The sequence below is a fragment of the Amycolatopsis sp. genome (assembly GCF_035546795.1).
Lineage (GTDB): Bacteria > Actinomycetota > Actinomycetes > Mycobacteriales > Pseudonocardiaceae > Amycolatopsis_E.
This window is the reverse complement of record NZ_DASZWC010000071.1, coordinates 58682-74805: the sequence shown is the minus strand read 5'-3', so window position 1 is coordinate 74805 and position 16124 is coordinate 58682. Positions and strand designations below refer to the sequence as shown.

Sequence of the window (16124 nt, the reverse complement as noted above, 5' to 3'; positions counted from 1 at the left end):
AGATCGGCCGGTCCCCTGGTATCGGGCGCCATCGGCACAGACAATGGCGGCAACCCAGGGAGGGGTGATGGCCGAGCCCGCCGACCGGGTCTCGCGCCGGCGGGTGCCGAACACCAAGATCGCGGTGCCGAACCTGCCGGCACACCTGGTATCGAGGCCACGGCTGCTGGCCGCGCTCGACAAGGCCGGCGACGTGGCCGTGACTTCGGTGTGCGCCCCGGCCGGGGCGGGGAAAACCCTGCTACTGGCGGAATGGGCGCACCGGCGGCACCGCGGCGCGGTGTGCTGGGTGTCGCTCGACGCCGACGACAACGACGACCGGCGGCTGTGGTCGGCGATCCTCGACGCGCTGGAGAACCATCCGGCGGTCGGCCCGCTGAGCGGGGTCGAGGTACCGGCCGAGCCGGGCGCCGATCCGGCGTTCCTCGCGCTGGTGGCCGAGGCGTTCGGCGCGGCCCGCGAACCGGTCGTGCTCGTGCTCGACGGCATCCAGGAGATCGTGGAACCCGTTGTGCGGAACGGACTTCAGGCGTTGCTGCGGCATCGGCCCGCCAGGCTGCGGCTCATCCTGTCGGGCCGGCTGGACCCGCCGCTTTCGCTGGCCCGGCTGCGGCTGGCCGACCAGCTCGCCGAAGTGCGCGCGGAGCAGCTCCGGTTCACCGAAGCCGAGGCGGCCGCGTTGTTCGCCTTCGCCGGGGCCGATGCGGCGCCGGAAACGTTGACGCGCCTGGTCACCGAGACCGACGGCTGGGCTGTCGGGCTGCGGCTGGCCGCCGACGCCGTGACGGGTGACCGCCTCGACGGCCTCCTCGCCGGGCACGACCGGGCGTTGCAGCAGTACCTGGCGGACGAGGTGCTTGCTCCGCTGGAGCAGGACCTGCGCGAGTTCCTGTTCGCGATCAGCGTGTGCCCGGTGATTTCCGCGGACCCGGCGAGGGCGCTGTCCGGACGGCCCGATGCCGCGGCGGCCCTGCACGAACTACGCGAGCGGATCATGGTGCTGGCACCGGCCAGCTCCGGCGAGTACCGGCTTTCGCCGTTGCTGCGCGCCTACCTGCTCGCCGATCTGGGCCGCCGCGACCCGGACCGGCTCGCGGCGCTGCACGCCACCGCCGCGGACTGGTTCGCCGGCAACGCGGATCCGGCGGCCGCATTGGGCCACGCCGTGCGGGCAGGCGATTCCACGCGGCTCGCCTCGTTGCTGGCCGGGCACGCGATCCGCCTCTTCCTCGCCGGTCAGCACCGCGCCCTCCGGCACGCACTGGGCGCGCTCGACGACCCGGTGCTCGCTGAGGATCCGTTGCTGACCTTGGTGCTGGCCGCACTGCACCTGGAACTCGCCGAGACCGGCACCGCGGGCCTGTACCTGGCCAGAGCGGAATCGGTCGTGGCGAGCGATTCCGCACCGGAAGTGGAGATCCTGCGGCAGCTCGTCCGGGCGCGCCGCGCCGAGATCGGTGCCCAGCCAACCGAAATCGCGCGCGCCGCCGAGGCAATCGACGTGAAGTCGGCGCGGCGAACGGAACTCGGCCTGCTGGCCGCCGTGCAATCCGCGTGCGCCACGATGGCGCCCGCCGACCGCGCGCCGCTCGAAGCCGCGCTCGCCGAAGCGGAATCGTTGGGACAGCACCATGTCGTGACCCGCTGCCGCACCGCGCTGGGCCGGATAACGGGCAATGTGGGGGATTACCTCGCCATGCACGCATACGCGCGCGAGGCGGGTGCGCGAACCAAGGACGCCGGGCGCACGGTCGAAGGCACCGCGGGCGCCGTGCTGCTGGCCTACAGCGCGCTGCTGCGGGCCGATCCCGCGGAAGCCGTGCGGCAGGCTGCGGACGCCGGCCGGTTCGCCGAACGCCGGCCCCCGCCGGTCGAGGCGATGCTGCCGGTGATGGCGGGCGTGCTGCGCGGCGCGGCGGAGTTCGAACTGGGCGACTGGTACGCCGGGCTCCGGCGGATGGGCCAGGCGCGTCTCGGTGGCGCCGGGTTGCCCGGCGACGGCCGTGCGTTGTGCGCGGTGCTGGAGCAGCGGGCGGCGGTGCTGCTCGGTGCCGGAGAGCGCGCCCGTGAGGTTCTGCGATGGAGCCAGCGTGTGCGGGTGTGCCCCGGTGAACTCGCGCTGATGCGGGCCAGGGCGCAGTTCGCGCTCGGCAGGCACAGCCTCGCCGCGCACTTGCTCGACCTGCTGCTCGACGGCGCGGCGCCCACCGCGGTCCCCTGGTCGCGGATCGAGGGAATGCTGCTGGGGGTGCAGATCGCGCTGGCGACCGGGGAACGGGACCACGCGCACCGGTGGCTGGCGCGCGCGCTGACCGCCGGCGAGGAGGCGGACGTGTGGTTCCCGCTGGTCTTTGCCCCGGCGGACGTCGTCGAAGCGCTCACGTCGTTGCTGGGCACGCTCGGTGGCCGGGAGCGCTTCGCCGCGCGCGTGCTCGATCGCAGGCGCAGGCTGAACCGGCCGTCGATTCCCACCCCGCTGACCGAACGGGAACGCAGCGTGCTGCGGTTGCTGCCGACTTTGCGGTCCATCGAGGAAATCGCCGAAGATCTCACCGTTTCGCCGAACACCGTGAAAACACATGTCCGCGGGATTTACGCGAAATTGTCGGTGCGCAGGCGAAGGGACGCGGTGGCCGCCGCGATCCGGCAGGGACTGCTGGAGCCCCGGGACGATTTCCCGGACTGACAGGTGTCTTTCGGCCCTTGGATGGCCGCTGATCCCGTTCCTAGTGTCGGTGAAATGGCAGAAATGTCCGGCACCGGCCGGGCGCGTGGCCGGTGGTCCATTCCTCGCGCCAAGTTTGCGCCACCGCGCGTTCCCGGTTATTTCGTGCGACGGCCGGTTTTGCGGGAACGGCTCGGCGAAGCCGTTTCCGCGACCGGCGTGACATTGGTGTGCGCACCCGCGGGATACGGCAAGACACTGTTGCTGGCGGATTGGGTGGAAGCAACGGGGGTCGCGGACAAGGCGTGGGTCACCCTCGATTCCGGCGAGGCGAGCCCGGCGGCGTTCCTCACCGTGCTGCTGGCCGCGGTGCGCGAATGCGCGATCGTGCCCGCGCAGAGCCGGATCCACGATCTGGGCCCGCCGCGCCCCGGTGACTGCGCCGCCGTGCTGGCTGCCCTGATCGACGCGATCGACGTCCTGCCAGGGCCGCTGTACCTCGTGCTCGACGACGTGCAGTCGTTGCCGGGTGAGGCCGCGCTCGGCGTGCTGACCGGGCTGGTGCGCAACCAGCCGGACAACCTCCGGCTCGTGCTCGCGGCGTGCGCGGACCCGCCCTTGCCACTGGCGAGGTTACGGGTGGAGGGCAGGCTCGCCGAGTTCCGGGGCGAACAGTTGCGCTTCAGCGTCGACGAGGTGTCGCCGCTGTTACGGGCGGCGGGGGTGGAGCTGACCGGCAGCCAGGTGCGCAGGCTGGTCGAGCTGACCGACGGCTGGGTCGCGGGCCTGCGGCTGGCGGCCCGTTCGTTGCGGGGTGCGGAAGATCCCGACCGGTTCCTCGACAACTACGCCAGGGACGACCGCACGATCGCGGATTTCCTCGCGGGCGAGGTGCTCGGCCGGCTGCCCGACCGCAAACGCCGGCTGCTGCGGCTGCTCAGCGTGTGCGAGCACGTGACCCCGGAACTGGCGGGCAGCCTGTCCGGGGAGGCCGACGCCGGTGCCGTGCTGGCCGAACTCGAGCGGGAGAACTCGCTGGTGACCGCGCTGGGCGCGGATCGCCGCTGGTACCGGATCCACCCGCTGCTGCGCTCGTACCTCAGTGCCGACCTGAACCGGGCCAGCCCCGGTCTGGTGCACGTGCTGCACAAGATCGTCGCCGTCACCTACGCGGAGGAGGGACACAACCGGCAGGCGTTGTGGCACGCCTGTCACAGCGAGGACAGCCAGGCGATCGTGTCGTTGTTGCGGTCCAACGCCGTGGAAATGCTGCTGTTCGGCGAACCCGATCTGGTGCTCGACGGGGTGGCCGCGGCCGGCGCTGCCGCCGCGGTCGATCCGTGGCTGGTGCTGTTCTCGGCGTTGGCGTGGCTGGAGAAAGGCGAGTTCGCCGCTGCCGAACGGGCGCTCGCGCGTGCGGCCGCCGACGGGCCGGGGCGTCCCGAGCACGCGTTCGCCGAACTCCGGCGCCTCATCGTCTCCGCCTACGCCTGTGCCGCAGGACGACTTCCCACCGCCACGGATGAGGCCGTGGGAACTTCCGGCGGCCAGGTGGCGTGGGCCTGCACCGATCGCGCCGTCACGCTCGCGGCGCGCGGAGACGGGGCGGGGGCGTTGCGGGAGCTGCAGATCGCCGAGGACCTCGGCCGCTGGCACGAACTGGACTACCTGCTGATGCACCGCGGGGTGGCGCACGCGTTCGTCGCCGCGACCGACCGGGACTACCCCGCGATGGAGCGGGCGTGCGAGGAAGCGCTGGCGCTGGCGGCGAGCGGCGGCTGGCAGAATTCGCCGTGGCTGCCGGTGTGCCGGGCGATGCTCGGGCTGGCGAAACTGGTCCACCTCGACCCGGCAGGCGCGCTGCGAACCGTGGACACCACAGGGGAATCCGCTTCGCCTGCGGTCCGGTTCGCCGGACAGCTCGTGGGCGGGGCGGCGTGTTTCGACCGCGGCGATCGCACGATCGGGCTGGAACAGCTGCACGCCGCCCGCCGTGAGCTCGGCGACCGGTCCACGCTGCCGGCGCTCGTCGCCACCGCCGCGCTGACCGAGCACCAGTGCGCACTGGAACTCGGCCGGTTCCCGCAGGCGCGCGAGGTGGCCGACTGGGCCGCGCACCGGCTCGGCAGCACACCGGAAATCCACCTGATGGCGGCGCGCACCGCGTTCGCCCACGGGGACCTCGACTCGGTCGCCCGTTTCCTGCCGACCACCCGGCAACACGGTCTGGTACCGATGACCGGGGTGCAGGCCTGGCTGACCGACGCGGCACTCGCGCTCGCCGGGCATCGCCGGACCCGCGCCCGCTACGCACTCGGCACGGCGCTTCGCGTCGCGAAACCCGCCGATGTGCTGCGGCCCTTCGCCTACGCCGAACCGGAGGTCCGGCGGCTGCTCGTCGACCAGCTCGGCGGGTTCGGCGGTTCCGACGCCTTCGCCGGCCGGGTGTGGCGTGCGGTGGCGGGGCTCGGCGACGACTCGGGCCGGGCGACGCTGACCGGACGGGAACGCGCCGTGCTGATGCGCCTCACCTCGCCGCGGCCGTTGGAGGAAATCGCCTGCCAGCTCAGTGTTTCGGTGAACACGGTGAAGACCCACGTGCGCGCCATCTACGCCAAGCTCGGGGTGAGCAGCCGGCGTGAGGCCGTGGTGGTGGCCAGGGAACGTGGTCTCGACTGAGCGTGCTCAGGCGGGATGCGGCCCGGCTTGCATCGAGTGCGCGGGCGCGTGTTCCTGCCGCCGGGCCTGGAGCCCGGACGCGACGGCGACGAGCCCGAACACGATCAGCTCGATCCCGAGCAGCCACACCAGCACCAGCAGGGTGGCCGACGGGTAGGCCAGCAGCACGATCCCGGCCGCGAGCGAAAGCAGCCCGGCCACGAACGCCCAGCCACGGCCGTGGCCCGGCGGTGACGCGAGCGCGTGCACAATCCCCAGCACCCCGCTGACCACCCAGAAAATGGCCAGCAGCAAGGAAAGCACGGCCAGCGTCTGGACCAGGTGCCGCAGGCAGAGCACCCCGGCGATGAGGGACAGGACCCCGAGCAGGGCGAGCAGCACGCGGCGGCTCGCCGCCGGCTCGCCCGTCGCGATCGCGGACATCAGCTGGAACACGCCGTTGAGCAACGCGAACACGCCGAACACGATGCCGATCAGGCCCAGCGTGGCGGTCGGCCAGACCAGCACCAGGATCCCGGCGGCGGCCGTGACCGCGCCGAACCCGATCACCACCGAGGAGGACTGGGTGAGCTGTGCCGCCATCGTCGCGGTATCCCGGTTGCCTGCCGCGTTTTCCGTCATGGCCACTCCTTGGCGTCGGCTTCCCGCGCAGCCTGCCCGTTCGCGCCCGTGACGGACTCACCCGCAGGAGGTGGTGCCGTTCGTGCGCGCGGCGCCGACGCTGAGGTGGTGAGCTCGCTCGAAGTCGCGAAACCGGCAGGCGCGGCCCGCCAGCCGGTGCACGCCGCGGATCTGCACATCAGGGCCTGGGCGCCGACGAGGGAGTCCTGCCTCGCCGAAGCCGTGACCGCGCTGACCGACAGCCTGGTCCGCGTCCGGTTCCGGGCGCCCGCGACGACGTTCAGCCGCGAGGTACGCGGGGACACCGACGACGAGCTGCTGGCCGCGGTGCTCGGCGCGGTGATCACGAACCTGCGCTCCCGGCAGGAGATCCCGTTGTCGGCGGACGTGCGGGCGACCCCGGACGGGCTGCGCCTGGTGTGCGCGGTGGTCGACCTCGGCGCGATCCTGCCGGCCGGGCCGGTCCCGAAGGGGGTGTCACCGGGGAACGCGCACTGCCTGCGCCCGGGCGGCGGGCGCTGGTGCTGCACGGCACGGATCGACGTCTGAAAGCACTTCCGCGAGAAGGAGAAGTCATGGTTCTGGCGCAATCCGGCACGGGATACCCGTTCCTGGATGTCATGTGGACGATGCTGGTGTTCTTCGGCTGGGTGACCTGGTTCTGGCTGCTCATCGTGATCTTCGGCGATCTGTTCCGCCGCACGGACATCTCCGGCTGGGGCAAGGCAGGCTGGACGGTACTGGTGCTCGTGCTGCCCTTCGTCGGTGTGCTGTGCTATCTCATCGCGCAGGGCAGGCATCTGGGCGAACGGCGCAAGGCCGAGGCGGAAGCCGCGCGCATCCGGTTCGACGATCAGGTACGCGCCGTGGCGGCCGCCGGCCCGCAGGACGGTGGCGCGGACGAGATCGCCCGCGCGAAGAAGCTGCTCGACGACGGCACGATCGACGACGGCGAGTATCAGACTCTCAAGTCCCGCGCACTCGCGCGATGAGCGGAGCCGCCGGGGAGACGGGCGGAACCGCCGCCCCGGTGGCGCGGGCAGCGGTGCGTGCCGTGCTGACCGTGGCGATCCTGGTCACGGTCTACTACGTGCTGCCCTTGGCGCCGTCGCCGGCCGGGGGTGCGCTGATCCTGCTGATCGGCGGCCTGGTCGCGGTCGTGTTCGTGGTGGTGTGGGAGGTGCGCGCGATCCTGCGCGCGCCTTATCCGCTCCTGCAAGGGGTGCAGGCGCTCGCGCTGGTGATTCCCTTGTTCCTGCTCGTTTTCGCCGGTGCCTACTACTTCCTGGAAAGCACGAACCCGGGCAGTTTCTCGCTGGCGCTGACCCGGACCGACTCGCTGTATTTCGTGGTCACCACGTTCGCCACGGTCGGTTTCGGCGACATCGTCGCGGTGAGCACGGCCGCGCGGGTGCTGGTGACCTTCCAGATGATCGGCGATCTGCTCGTGCTGGGGCTGGTGCTGCGGCTGATCCTGGTCGCGGTGCAGCGTGGCCGCGCGCGGCCGAAGGAGTCACCCGCGGTGGATGACGCGCACAGTCGTTCGCGGTAGTGCGGTTGCCGGACCGGACCAGGAGGACAGTGATGACCGAGACGACCATCGCCGACCACGGGGTCGTGGGCGACCTGCAGACAGCGGCACTGATCAGCACGGACGGCGCGGTCGACTGGTTCTGCTGCCCGCGGTTCGACTCGCCGAGCGTTTTCGGGGCGCTGCTGGACGAAGCGGACGGCGGGCGGTTCCAGGTGCGGCCCGCGGCGCTCGGCTACCACACCAAACAGGTCTACCACCCCGATTCCGCGGTGCTGATCACCCGCTTCTTCACCGCGACCGGGGTGGGTGAGGTGGTCGATTTCATGCCCCCGCTCACCGGCGCGGCCACCACCCGCCACCGGCTCGTGCGGATGTTGCGCTGCGTGCGCGGCAGGCTGCGGTTCCAGGTCGACATCGCGCCCCGGTTCGACTACGGCCGCCAGGCCCACGAAACCGAGCCGACCGGACAGGGAGTGTTGTTCTCCGCCAACGGTTCCCGGCTCGCGCTGCACGCGGTCCGCGAACCGGACGACGACCGGCTGGCCGAGGCCGAGGTCGCGGACGGGGACGTGCGGATCACCGTCGAGCTGACCGCCGGGCAGGTGCGGGGCATGGTGCTGGAATCCGACCCGGACGGGCCGCCGCGCGAGCTGCGGGCCGCCGAGATCGGCGAGCTGTTCGATCGTACGGTCGGATTCTGGCGGTCGTGGCTGGCCCGGTCCGACTACCGGGGCCGGTGGCGGGAGGCCGTGAGCCGCTCGGCGATCACCCTCAAACTGATGACCTACGCGCCCACCGGCGGACTGGTCGCCGCGCCGACGATGGGCCTGCCCGAACAGATCGGCGGCGAACGCAACTGGGACTACCGCTACACCTGGGTGCGCGACGCGTCGTTCTCCGTCGGCTCGCTGCTCGGCCTCGGTTTCGTCGACGAGGCAAGGGCTTTCGGCGGCTGGCTGGGCGACCGGGTGCGCGAGCGCGCGGGCGGCCCCTCCGGGCCGCTGAAGATCATGTACCGGGTCGACGGCACCTCGGAGCTGAAGGAGGAGGTGCTGCCGCTCTGGTCGGGCTACCACGGCTCCCGCCCGGTGCGCGTCGGCAACGACGCCGCCGACCAGCTGCAGCTCGACATCTACGGCGAAGCGCTGGAGAGCATCTTCATCGCCGACCGGGCGGGGATGGGGATACCGCTGCGTGGCTGGCAGGCGATCACGGAGGTGCTGGACTGGGTCGGGCGCAACTGGCAGCAGGACGAGGAAGGCATCTGGGAGACCCGCGGCGGCAGGCGGCCCTTCACCTACGGCAGGCTGATGTGCTGGGTGGCGCTGGACCGCGGCATCCGGCTGGCGGCCGAGCACGGGCTGCCCGGCGGGGTGGCGCGGTGGACCGGCGAGCGCGACCGGATCCACGAGGAGATCCTCGAACGTGGCTGGCATCCCGGGCGGCACGCGTTCGTGCAGCACTACGACACCGAGGTGCTCGACTCGGCGCTGTTGCGGATGCCGAAGGCGGGCTTCGTCGCGCCCGACGATCCACAATGGCTGTCCACTTTGGACGAGATGCGTCAGGAGCTGGTCACCGACAGCCTGGTCTACCGCTACGACCCGGCGGCTTCCCCGGACGGGCTGCAGGGCGAGGAGGGCACGTTCTCCTTGTGCACCTTCGCCTACGCCGAAGCCCTCGCCAGGGCGGGCCGGCTGGACGAGGCGTGGCAGACGTTCTCGAAGATGCTCACCTACGCCAACCACGTCGGCCTGTACTCCGAGGAGATCGCGCTGACGGGTGAGCAGGTCGGCAACTTCCCGCAGGCCTTCACCCACCTCGCACTCATCGAGGCGGCGCTCAGCCTGGATCGCGCACTGGACGAGCGCGTTCGGCCAGCACGACGTTGAGCAGCTGGCCGAGTACGACGAACCGGGCGATGAGCGTCAGCCACACCAGCACAGCCGCCGCCACCCCGAGCGTTCCGTACAGTTCCGACGCCCGGCCCAGCTTCGACGGCAACAGGTACGCCGCGATCAGCCGCAGCGCCTCCAGCCCGGCCGCGAACACCAGCGCGCCGGGCAGGAGTTCGCGGTACGGCAAGGAATTGCCGGTCCGGTACAGCAGGATGCCCAGCCAGGTGAACAGCGCGAGCGTGCACAACGAGACCACGGGTTTCGGCACGTGCGCCGCCGTATGCAGCAGCGGGCTGAGCAGGCAGCCGAGGCTGAGGCCCAGCACGACGGCCGAGTAGCGCACCGCTCTCAGCAGCATGGCGCGAGGGGTGCCGGCCGCCGGCCCGGAGCCGAGGCGAGCCCGGAGGCTGTCGAAGGTCTGCCCCAGCGCGAAACCCGCCAGGCACAGCGACGCCGCACCGAGCACGGCCAGCACGTACCTGCTCTGGTGCGCCTGGTTTCCGACCTGGTCCAGCAGGCTCGCCGTCAGCGGGCTCAGCCCCGCCTTCCCGGCCACCTCGCGTTCGTGACCCGCGCCGAAACCCAGCACCGCCACCACGAGCAGCGTGCACGGCAGCAGCCACAGGAAGATCCGGAACGCCAGCGCGGCGGCGAGCAGCCTGCCGGAGATGTCCCGGTCACGGGTGCGCACCTCCAGGGCGGTGGCCACCCACGGGTACCGGGCCGCGGCCCGGCCGATCCCGGTTCCGGTGCGCTCGGCGAGGCGTACGGCCGTCTCCCGGGCGCGGGTCACCCGGGTTTGCTTCACCTCTCCGGACGCGTCTGGGCGCCGTGGGTGACCACGGCCCAGATGACGAGGATGTCCAGCGCGATGATGATGGTGGACCACAACGGGCTCGCCGACAGGAACACCAGTTGCGCGAGCGCGTTGAAACCGGCCAGCAGCGCGCCGATCACCCTGGCCCAGGTGGCGCCGAAGAACAGGGCCACCCCGGTGGCCGCCGTGAGCACCCCGACGGTCAGGTGGATCCAGGACCAGGCGGTCAGGTCGAAGACGAGCAGCCCCTCCGGGCCGACGACGTAGTAGCTGCTCTTGGTCAGGCCGACCAGCCCGAGTATGACGTTGAACAGGCCGACGAGCACGAGCATCGCCCCGCCGAACGTCAGCCAGCCGCTGCCCTCGGACGTGGCAGGGCGAAGCGTGGTGGTGCCACCGTGTGCTTGCTGGTTCATGATCGCTGTCCCCTCTGCGCGGGCGGTTGGCGGTGACTGTGCCGCCCGCGGGCGGCGGTGGCTTCGCCTGCGCGGGGTGAGCGCGGGCTTCTCGCCCAGGTCGGGTGATCTCGGCATGGTGCGCCCGTGGCTAGCTTCGGCCGATGAGGATGTACCGGGCCACCCAGCGTTCGCCCGACCGGACGGGCCTGCCCGGCGCCGGACCACCACGGGCGCTGGTCGTGCTGCTGGGCGCCGCCGCGGTGGTGATCATCGTGGCGGGCGTACGCGCGTCGGCGTGGTTGCTGGGACCGGTCTTCCTCGCGCTGGTGATCGTGATCGCGGTCGCGCCGGTGCAGGCGTGGCTGCGCCGGCGCGGCTGGCCGGCCTGGCTGACCGCGGCCGTGCTGCTGGTGCTCGTCTACGGCATCATGCTCGTGCTGGCGCTCGGGATCATCGTCTCGATCGCCCGGCTGGCCGGGTTGCTACCGCAGTACGCGGACCGGGCGGACGAGCTGGCCGCGTCGCTCACGTCGGCGCTCGGCAAGCTGGGGGTCGGGCCGGACCAGCTGGCGAGCCTCGCCCATTCGCTGGACCTCGGCAAGCTCACCGCCGTGGTGGCCGACGTGCTCGGCACAGTCGCGGGCCTGGTGTCCAATTTCGCGTTCCTGTTGGCACTGCTGCTTTTCCTGGGCCTGGAGGCCGGGGGAGCGGCCGACCGGATCGCCGCCATCGCGGCGGACCGCCCGGCGGTCAGCGACGCGATGGACAGCTTCGCCAGGGGAACCCGGCGCTATCTCGTGGTGACGACGGTGTTCGGCTTCGCGGTGGCGGTACTGGACACCATCGCGCTCGCGATCATCGGGATTCCGCTGGCCCTCACCTGGGGCCTGCTTTCGTTCATCACGAACTACATCCCCAACGTCGGCTTCCTGCTCGGCCTGGCCCCGCCCGCGCTGCTCGGGCTGTTGATCGGTGGCCCGCGGGAACTGCTGATCGTCGTGGCCGTCTACGGCGCGCTGAACTTCGTCCTGCAGTCGCTGGTCCAGCCCCGGTTCGTCGGTGACGCGGTCGGCATCTCGGCGCTGGTGACGTTCGTGGCGCTGGTGTTCTGGGCGTGGCTGCTCGGCCCGCTCGGGGCGATTCTCGCGATCCCGGCCACCCTGCTGACCAAGGCGCTGCTGGTGGACATCGATCCGCGGGCCACGTGGGCGGACGCGCTGGTGCGGGCGCCGGAACGGAAGAAACGGCCGCCCGTAACAGGTGACGACAAGGAGGGGCCGGGGCTGGAATGATGACGGGATACGCCGGGGATGTCCGCAGCGGACGGAGGTGGACCGCGGATGGACGAGGACCTGCGCTTCGACGGCGCGCGTGCGGCACAGATCGCGGAGTTCATCGAACCGCTGCGGGTGGCGCCGGGGCGCAGGGTGCGGCTGGCGGAGGACTTCGATCCGCGCTACAAGGCGGATTTCCTCGGCAAGAAAGACGGCGAGGCGTTGCTGCGCACCGGGATCGGCGTGCTCGCGGAGTACCAGCGCCGGCTCGCGGCGCAGGAGACGTATGGCGTGCTGGTCTGCCTGCAGGCGCTGGACGCGGGCGGCAAGGACGGCACGATCCGGCACGTGATGAGCGGGCTGAACCCGCAGGGCGTCCGGGTGAGCAGCTTCAAGGTGCCCTCCGCCGAGGAACTGGCGCACGACTACCTGTGGCGCTACGCCCAACGCCTGCCCGGCCGGGGCGAGATCGGCATCTTCAACCGTTCGCACTACGAGGAGGTCCTGGTGGTGCGCGTGCATCCGGACAACCTCGACCGGCAGAAACTGCCGCCCAGCGCGCGACGCGAGGGCGTGTGGGAACGCCGGTACCGGGAGATCAACGACTGGGAACGCTATCTGAGCGACAACGGGTTCAAGGTCGTGAAGATGTTCCTGAACCTGTCCAAGGAGGAGCAGCGGAAGCGGTTCCTGAAGCGGATCGACGTGCCGGAGCGGAACTGGAAGTTCTCGGCGGCCGACGTCCGCGAACGCGGCTTCTGGGACGACTACCAGCGGGCGTTCTCCGAAATGCTCTCCGCGACGAGCACCGCATGGGCGCCCTGGTACGTCATTCCCGCCGACCGCAAGTGGTTCGCCAGGATCTGCGCCGGCGCGATCCTCGCCCACACCCTGATCGGGATCGACCCGGCCTATCCCGAGGTCGGCGACGAGGCGCGCCGCGACCTCGCCGAGATCAAGAAGGTGCTGGAGGCCGAGGCGCCGCTCTGACCTTTCCCCGTCCCCCGAAGGGCGAAGCGGGCCCGGCCCCCGGGGCCGGGCCCGCGGCTTCAGTCCACTTTGGAGGGATGCCGGGCCAGCGCGGTGACCTTGATGTCCAGGTAGGGGAACAACGGCAGCGACGACAGCAGCTGGTGCAGCTCGTCGCCGGAATCGACATCGAAGATCGAGATGTTCGAGTACTCGCCGACGATCCGCCACAGCTGCGGCCACTTCCCGGCCCGCTGCAACTGCTGGCTGTACGCCTTCTCCCTGGCCACGATGTCCTGCCGGACGCCCGCGTCGAGATCCGGCGGCAGGTGCACGTCCATCCTGACGTGGAACAGCATCGCTCAGCTCCGTTCGGGGTCGAGGACGAAGCCGTAGTCGATGGTCTCGCCGTCGCCGGACGGCCTCGGGTCGAGGATCAGCTCGGGCTTGACCGCCGAGGCGATGTCGTCGTCGTTGTGCGCGTCGCCGGGGAAGTACAGCTGCGCGGTGAGCAGTTCGTGCCCTGGCGCGGAAACCTTCACGTGCAGGTGCGCCGGGCGCCACGAATGCCAGCCCGCGGCCGCGATCAGCTTGCCGCAGGCGCCGTCGGTCGGGATCTGGTACGGCGCGGGGCGCACGGTGTGGATCTCGAACCGGCCCTCGTCGTCCGCGGTGAAGGTGCCGCGCAGGTTCCACTCCGGGATGCCGGGCGCGAACTGCGAGTACAGCCCGTCGGCGTCGGCGTGCCACAGCTCCACCTTCGCCCCGGCAAGCGGGGTGCCGTCGGTGCTGCGGACCTGGCCGGTCCAGGCCAGCGGCGTGCCGGGTTCGTTGTCCCGCATGGGAATCCGCGTGCCCTGCGCCGGCGCGCCGGGCACGTAGTACGGGCCTTCGATGGTGCCCTTGTTGCCCTCGCGGTGTTCCGTCGCGACGTCCTCGACGACGTGCTCGACCCACACGTCCAGGAACAGTGGCCATTCGCCGTCCTCGCCGACGCTGATCAGCCAGGACTTGAGCGCGTTGTACTCGTCGTAGGTGACCTTGTGCCGGCGGATGGTCTCGTGTACCGCCGAAAGCACTTCGCGGGCGAGCAGGTCGACCCGCTCGGGCGGGGTACCGGCGCCGGCGGTCTTGTCGCTCTTGAACCGGGCGGTCGCGCCCGCGCCGGAGCCGGCGGCCGTGGCGGTTTCGTGGTGGGTGGCGGTCATGGGATCCTCCTTGATTCCTTGGTGCCGCTTCAGCGGTCCTGGCGGTAGTGGGCGAGCTTGCCGGGATCGAGTTCGATCCCGAGCCCCGCGCCCGGCCGGATGGCCAGCTCCCCGCCGCGGATCTCCAGCGGTTCGGTGAGCAGGTCGTCGCTCATGTCGAGGAAGTTCGACAGCTCGCCGGCGCGACGGGACGTGAGCCGGTACGACGCGCCGAACGCGACGGTGCAGATCGAGCCGAGCTGGCCGTCGATCTGGTTGCCCATCACGACTTCCAGGCCGAGCCCCTCGGCGAGGTGGTGGGTGCGCTGCGACTGGGTGAAGCCGGTGCGCGCGGTCTTGATGCTGATCGCGGTGGCCGAGCCGCCGAGAACCTCGCGGGTCACGTCGGCGGGGGTGACCGCGGATTCGTCGGCGATGAACGGCACGTCCAACTGCGACACCAGCCACCGCCTGCCGAGCACGTCGTCGGCGGGGCACAGTTCCTCGGCGAAGGACAGCCCGAGACCGGCCATGTCCCGCATCGCCTTCGCCGACTCCGACGCCGTCCAGCCGCGGTTGCCGTCCACGTACAGTTCGACGTCCTCGCCGAGCCCTTCGCGCAGCGCCCGCACCACCGCGGTGTCGAGCGAAACGGGACGGCGGCCGACCTTCACCTTGAACGTGGTGATGCCGTGCACCTCGCGCATCCGCTCGGCCTCGGCGACCATCGCCTCCGGCGCGTCGAAGCCGAGCATGTGCGAGACCCGCATCCGGTCGGTGTAGCCGCCGAGCAGCTCGGTCACCTGCACGTCGAGGGTGCGGCCCAGCGCGTCCCACACGGCCATGTCGATCGCGGCCTTGGCGGCCGGGTTGCCGACCGTGCGGGCGAGCCTGGTGGCCATCACCTCGCGGTCGAGCAGGCTCAGCCCGATCACCTGCGGGGCGAAGATCTGCTCGATCACCGCGACGATCCCGGACTGGGTCTCGCCGTAGGTGAACGGCCGCGGCGGCGCCTCGGCGACCCCGACGACCCCGTCGTCGGTGTGCACCCGCACCAGCACGTGCTCGGCGACGCGGACCTCGCCGGAGGCGAACTTCAGCGGTTTGCGGTACGGGATGGCGAAGGGGATCGCCTCCACGCGGGCTATCTTCACGGGCTCACCTCGGCGGCGTGTCGTTCGGCGGTCAGTGCGTCTTCGAGGACGTCGAGCACGGCGCGCACCAGCGAGGACTCCTCCTCCCGCCGCCAGGCCAGCGCGAGTTCCACGCTCCCGGCGCCGGCCAGGTCGCGGAACACCACGCCGGCCAGCGGCAGCGCCCGCGCCGAGGCGGGCACCATCGCGACGCCGAGCCCGCCCGCGACCAGCGACAGCAGCACGGCGGTGCCCGGCACGAGATGCTCCAGGCGCGGGGTGAATCCGGCGGCGCGGCAGGCCCGCAACACCGCCGCGTTCACGACGGAGTCCTTGCCCGCGTAGGCGATGAAGTCCTCGCTGCGCAGATCGGCCACCGACACCACGGGCTCCACGGCGAGCCGGTGATCGGCCGGGACGGCCACGATCAGCGGCTCGGTCTCGATGGTGCGCAGCTCGATGCCCTCGCCGCGAGCGGGCGGGCGCAGCACGCCCAGGTCCAGCGACCCGGCGCGCAGCCCGTCGCACTGGGCGGGGGTGAGCAGGTCGGCGTGCACCTCCACCGCGACTTCGGGCAGGGCGAGCTTGAGCGCCCGCGCGATCCGCGGGAGGTGGGAAAAGGCCGCGGTGCCGGTGAACGCGAAGCGCACCAAGCCGCGGCGTCCGTCGGCGATCCGGCGCACGCCGCGCACGCTGTCGTCGATCGTGCCGAGCACGCGCTGCACCTCGCCGCGCAGGAACTCGCCGGCCGGGGTGAGCGCGACCTGCCGGGTGGTGCGGACGAACAGCGGCGCGCCCAGCTCGTCCTCGAGCTGGCGGATCGCCTGGGACAGCGCCGGCTGAGCCATGTGCAACCGCTGGGCCGCCCGCCCGAAATGGCAGGTGTCGGCCACGGCGGCGAAGTACCGCAGATGCCGCAACTCCATCGCCGGACCTCCCTTCTGGTGCG

At 71.5% G+C, this 16124-nt stretch carries 15 protein-coding genes; 8 read left to right on the top strand and 7 right to left on the bottom strand.

All coding sequences use genetic code 11. The annotated features are described in order from the left end of the window. The first annotated feature begins 67 nt into the window (after positions 1-67). Complete coding sequence (locus tag VHD82_RS35380) at positions 68-2686, top strand: LuxR C-terminal-related transcriptional regulator (RefSeq protein WP_325713724.1); 2619 nt, start codon at positions 68-70, stop codon at positions 2684-2686. 144 nt (positions 2687-2830) lie between these two features. Continuing rightward, positions 2831-5344 carry a LuxR C-terminal-related transcriptional regulator gene (locus VHD82_RS35375; RefSeq protein WP_325713722.1) on the top strand — a complete coding sequence of 838 codons (2514 nt, stop codon included), beginning with the start codon at positions 2831-2833 and terminating at the stop codon, positions 5342-5344. A gap of 6 nt (positions 5345-5350) precedes the next feature. Here VHD82_RS35375 and VHD82_RS35370 read toward each other — a convergent pair whose 3' ends face one another. Continuing rightward, the gene (locus VHD82_RS35370; protein ID WP_325713719.1) at positions 5351-5965 is read right to left on the bottom strand and encodes an HdeD family acid-resistance protein; all 615 of its coding nucleotides are present in this window, start codon (positions 5963-5965) and stop codon (positions 5351-5353) included. Positions 5966-6073: 108 nt separating this feature from the next. Between VHD82_RS35370 and VHD82_RS35365 the strand changes: the two genes are divergently transcribed. From VHD82_RS35365 to VHD82_RS35350, 4 genes are read left to right on the top strand one after another with little or no spacing between them, the layout of a single operon-like run. Beyond that, complete coding sequence (locus VHD82_RS35365) at positions 6074-6514, top strand: archease (RefSeq protein ID WP_325713717.1); 441 nt, start codon at positions 6074-6076, stop codon at positions 6512-6514. Between the two features lie 26 nt (positions 6515-6540). Beyond that, positions 6541-6957, top strand: a complete 417-nt coding sequence (locus VHD82_RS35360; protein WP_325713715.1) for an SHOCT domain-containing protein — start codon at positions 6541-6543, stop codon at positions 6955-6957. Beyond that, positions 6954-7517: a potassium channel family protein gene (locus tag VHD82_RS35355; RefSeq protein WP_325713713.1), complete on the top strand. Its 564-nt coding sequence runs from the start codon at positions 6954-6956 to the stop codon at positions 7515-7517. The genes VHD82_RS35360 and VHD82_RS35355 overlap by 4 nt, the downstream gene beginning before the upstream one ends. Before the next feature lie 32 nt (positions 7518-7549). Next, positions 7550-9391 (top strand): glycoside hydrolase family 15 protein, encoded by a 1842-nt coding sequence (locus VHD82_RS35350; protein ID WP_325713710.1) that lies wholly within the window; start codon positions 7550-7552, stop codon positions 9389-9391. Here VHD82_RS35350 and VHD82_RS35345 read toward each other — a convergent pair. Together VHD82_RS35345 and VHD82_RS35340 are read right to left on the bottom strand one after the other, a co-directional pair. Further along, positions 9342-10190: a YhjD/YihY/BrkB family envelope integrity protein gene (locus tag VHD82_RS35345; protein ID WP_325713708.1), complete on the bottom strand. Its 849-nt coding sequence runs from the start codon at positions 10188-10190 to the stop codon at positions 9342-9344. The genes VHD82_RS35350 and VHD82_RS35345 overlap by 50 nt on opposite strands. An 11-nt stretch (positions 10191-10201) precedes the next feature. Continuing rightward, on the bottom strand, positions 10202-10630 hold the full coding sequence (locus VHD82_RS35340; protein WP_325713706.1) for a DUF7144 family membrane protein: 429 nt from the start codon (positions 10628-10630) through the stop codon (positions 10202-10204). Between the two features lie 149 nt (positions 10631-10779). Between VHD82_RS35340 and VHD82_RS35335 the strand changes: the two genes are divergently transcribed. Further along, positions 10780-11904, top strand: a complete 1125-nt coding sequence (locus VHD82_RS35335) for an AI-2E family transporter (protein WP_325714006.1) — start codon at positions 10780-10782, stop codon at positions 11902-11904. A 48-nt stretch (positions 11905-11952) separates the two neighbouring features. Next, positions 11953-12876: a polyphosphate kinase 2 family protein gene (locus VHD82_RS35330; protein WP_325713704.1), complete on the top strand. Its 924-nt coding sequence runs from the start codon at positions 11953-11955 to the stop codon at positions 12874-12876. A 59-nt stretch (positions 12877-12935) separates the two neighbouring features. On the opposite strand, the gene catC is transcribed toward VHD82_RS35330, so the two are convergent. The 4 genes from catC to VHD82_RS35310 are packed head-to-tail and all read right to left on the bottom strand — an operon-like array spanning position 12936 to position 16101. After that, entirely contained in the window at positions 12936-13214 is a 279-nt protein-coding gene (gene catC / locus VHD82_RS35325; protein WP_325713702.1) for a muconolactone Delta-isomerase, read from the bottom strand. A 3-nt stretch (positions 13215-13217) separates the two neighbouring features. After that, a complete protein-coding gene (gene catA, locus VHD82_RS35320; protein ID WP_325713700.1) occupies positions 13218-14063 on the bottom strand; it encodes a catechol 1,2-dioxygenase in 846 nt (281 codons plus the stop codon). Positions 14064-14092: 29 nt separating this feature from the next. Beyond that, positions 14093-15196, bottom strand: a complete 1104-nt coding sequence (locus VHD82_RS35315) for an enolase C-terminal domain-like protein (RefSeq protein ID WP_325713698.1) — start codon at positions 15194-15196, stop codon at positions 14093-14095. After that, positions 15193-16101: a LysR substrate-binding domain-containing protein gene (locus VHD82_RS35310; RefSeq protein ID WP_325713696.1), complete on the bottom strand. Its 909-nt coding sequence runs from the start codon at positions 16099-16101 to the stop codon at positions 15193-15195. The genes VHD82_RS35315 and VHD82_RS35310 overlap by 4 nt, the downstream gene beginning before the upstream one ends. Positions 16102-16124 lie beyond the last annotated feature (23 nt).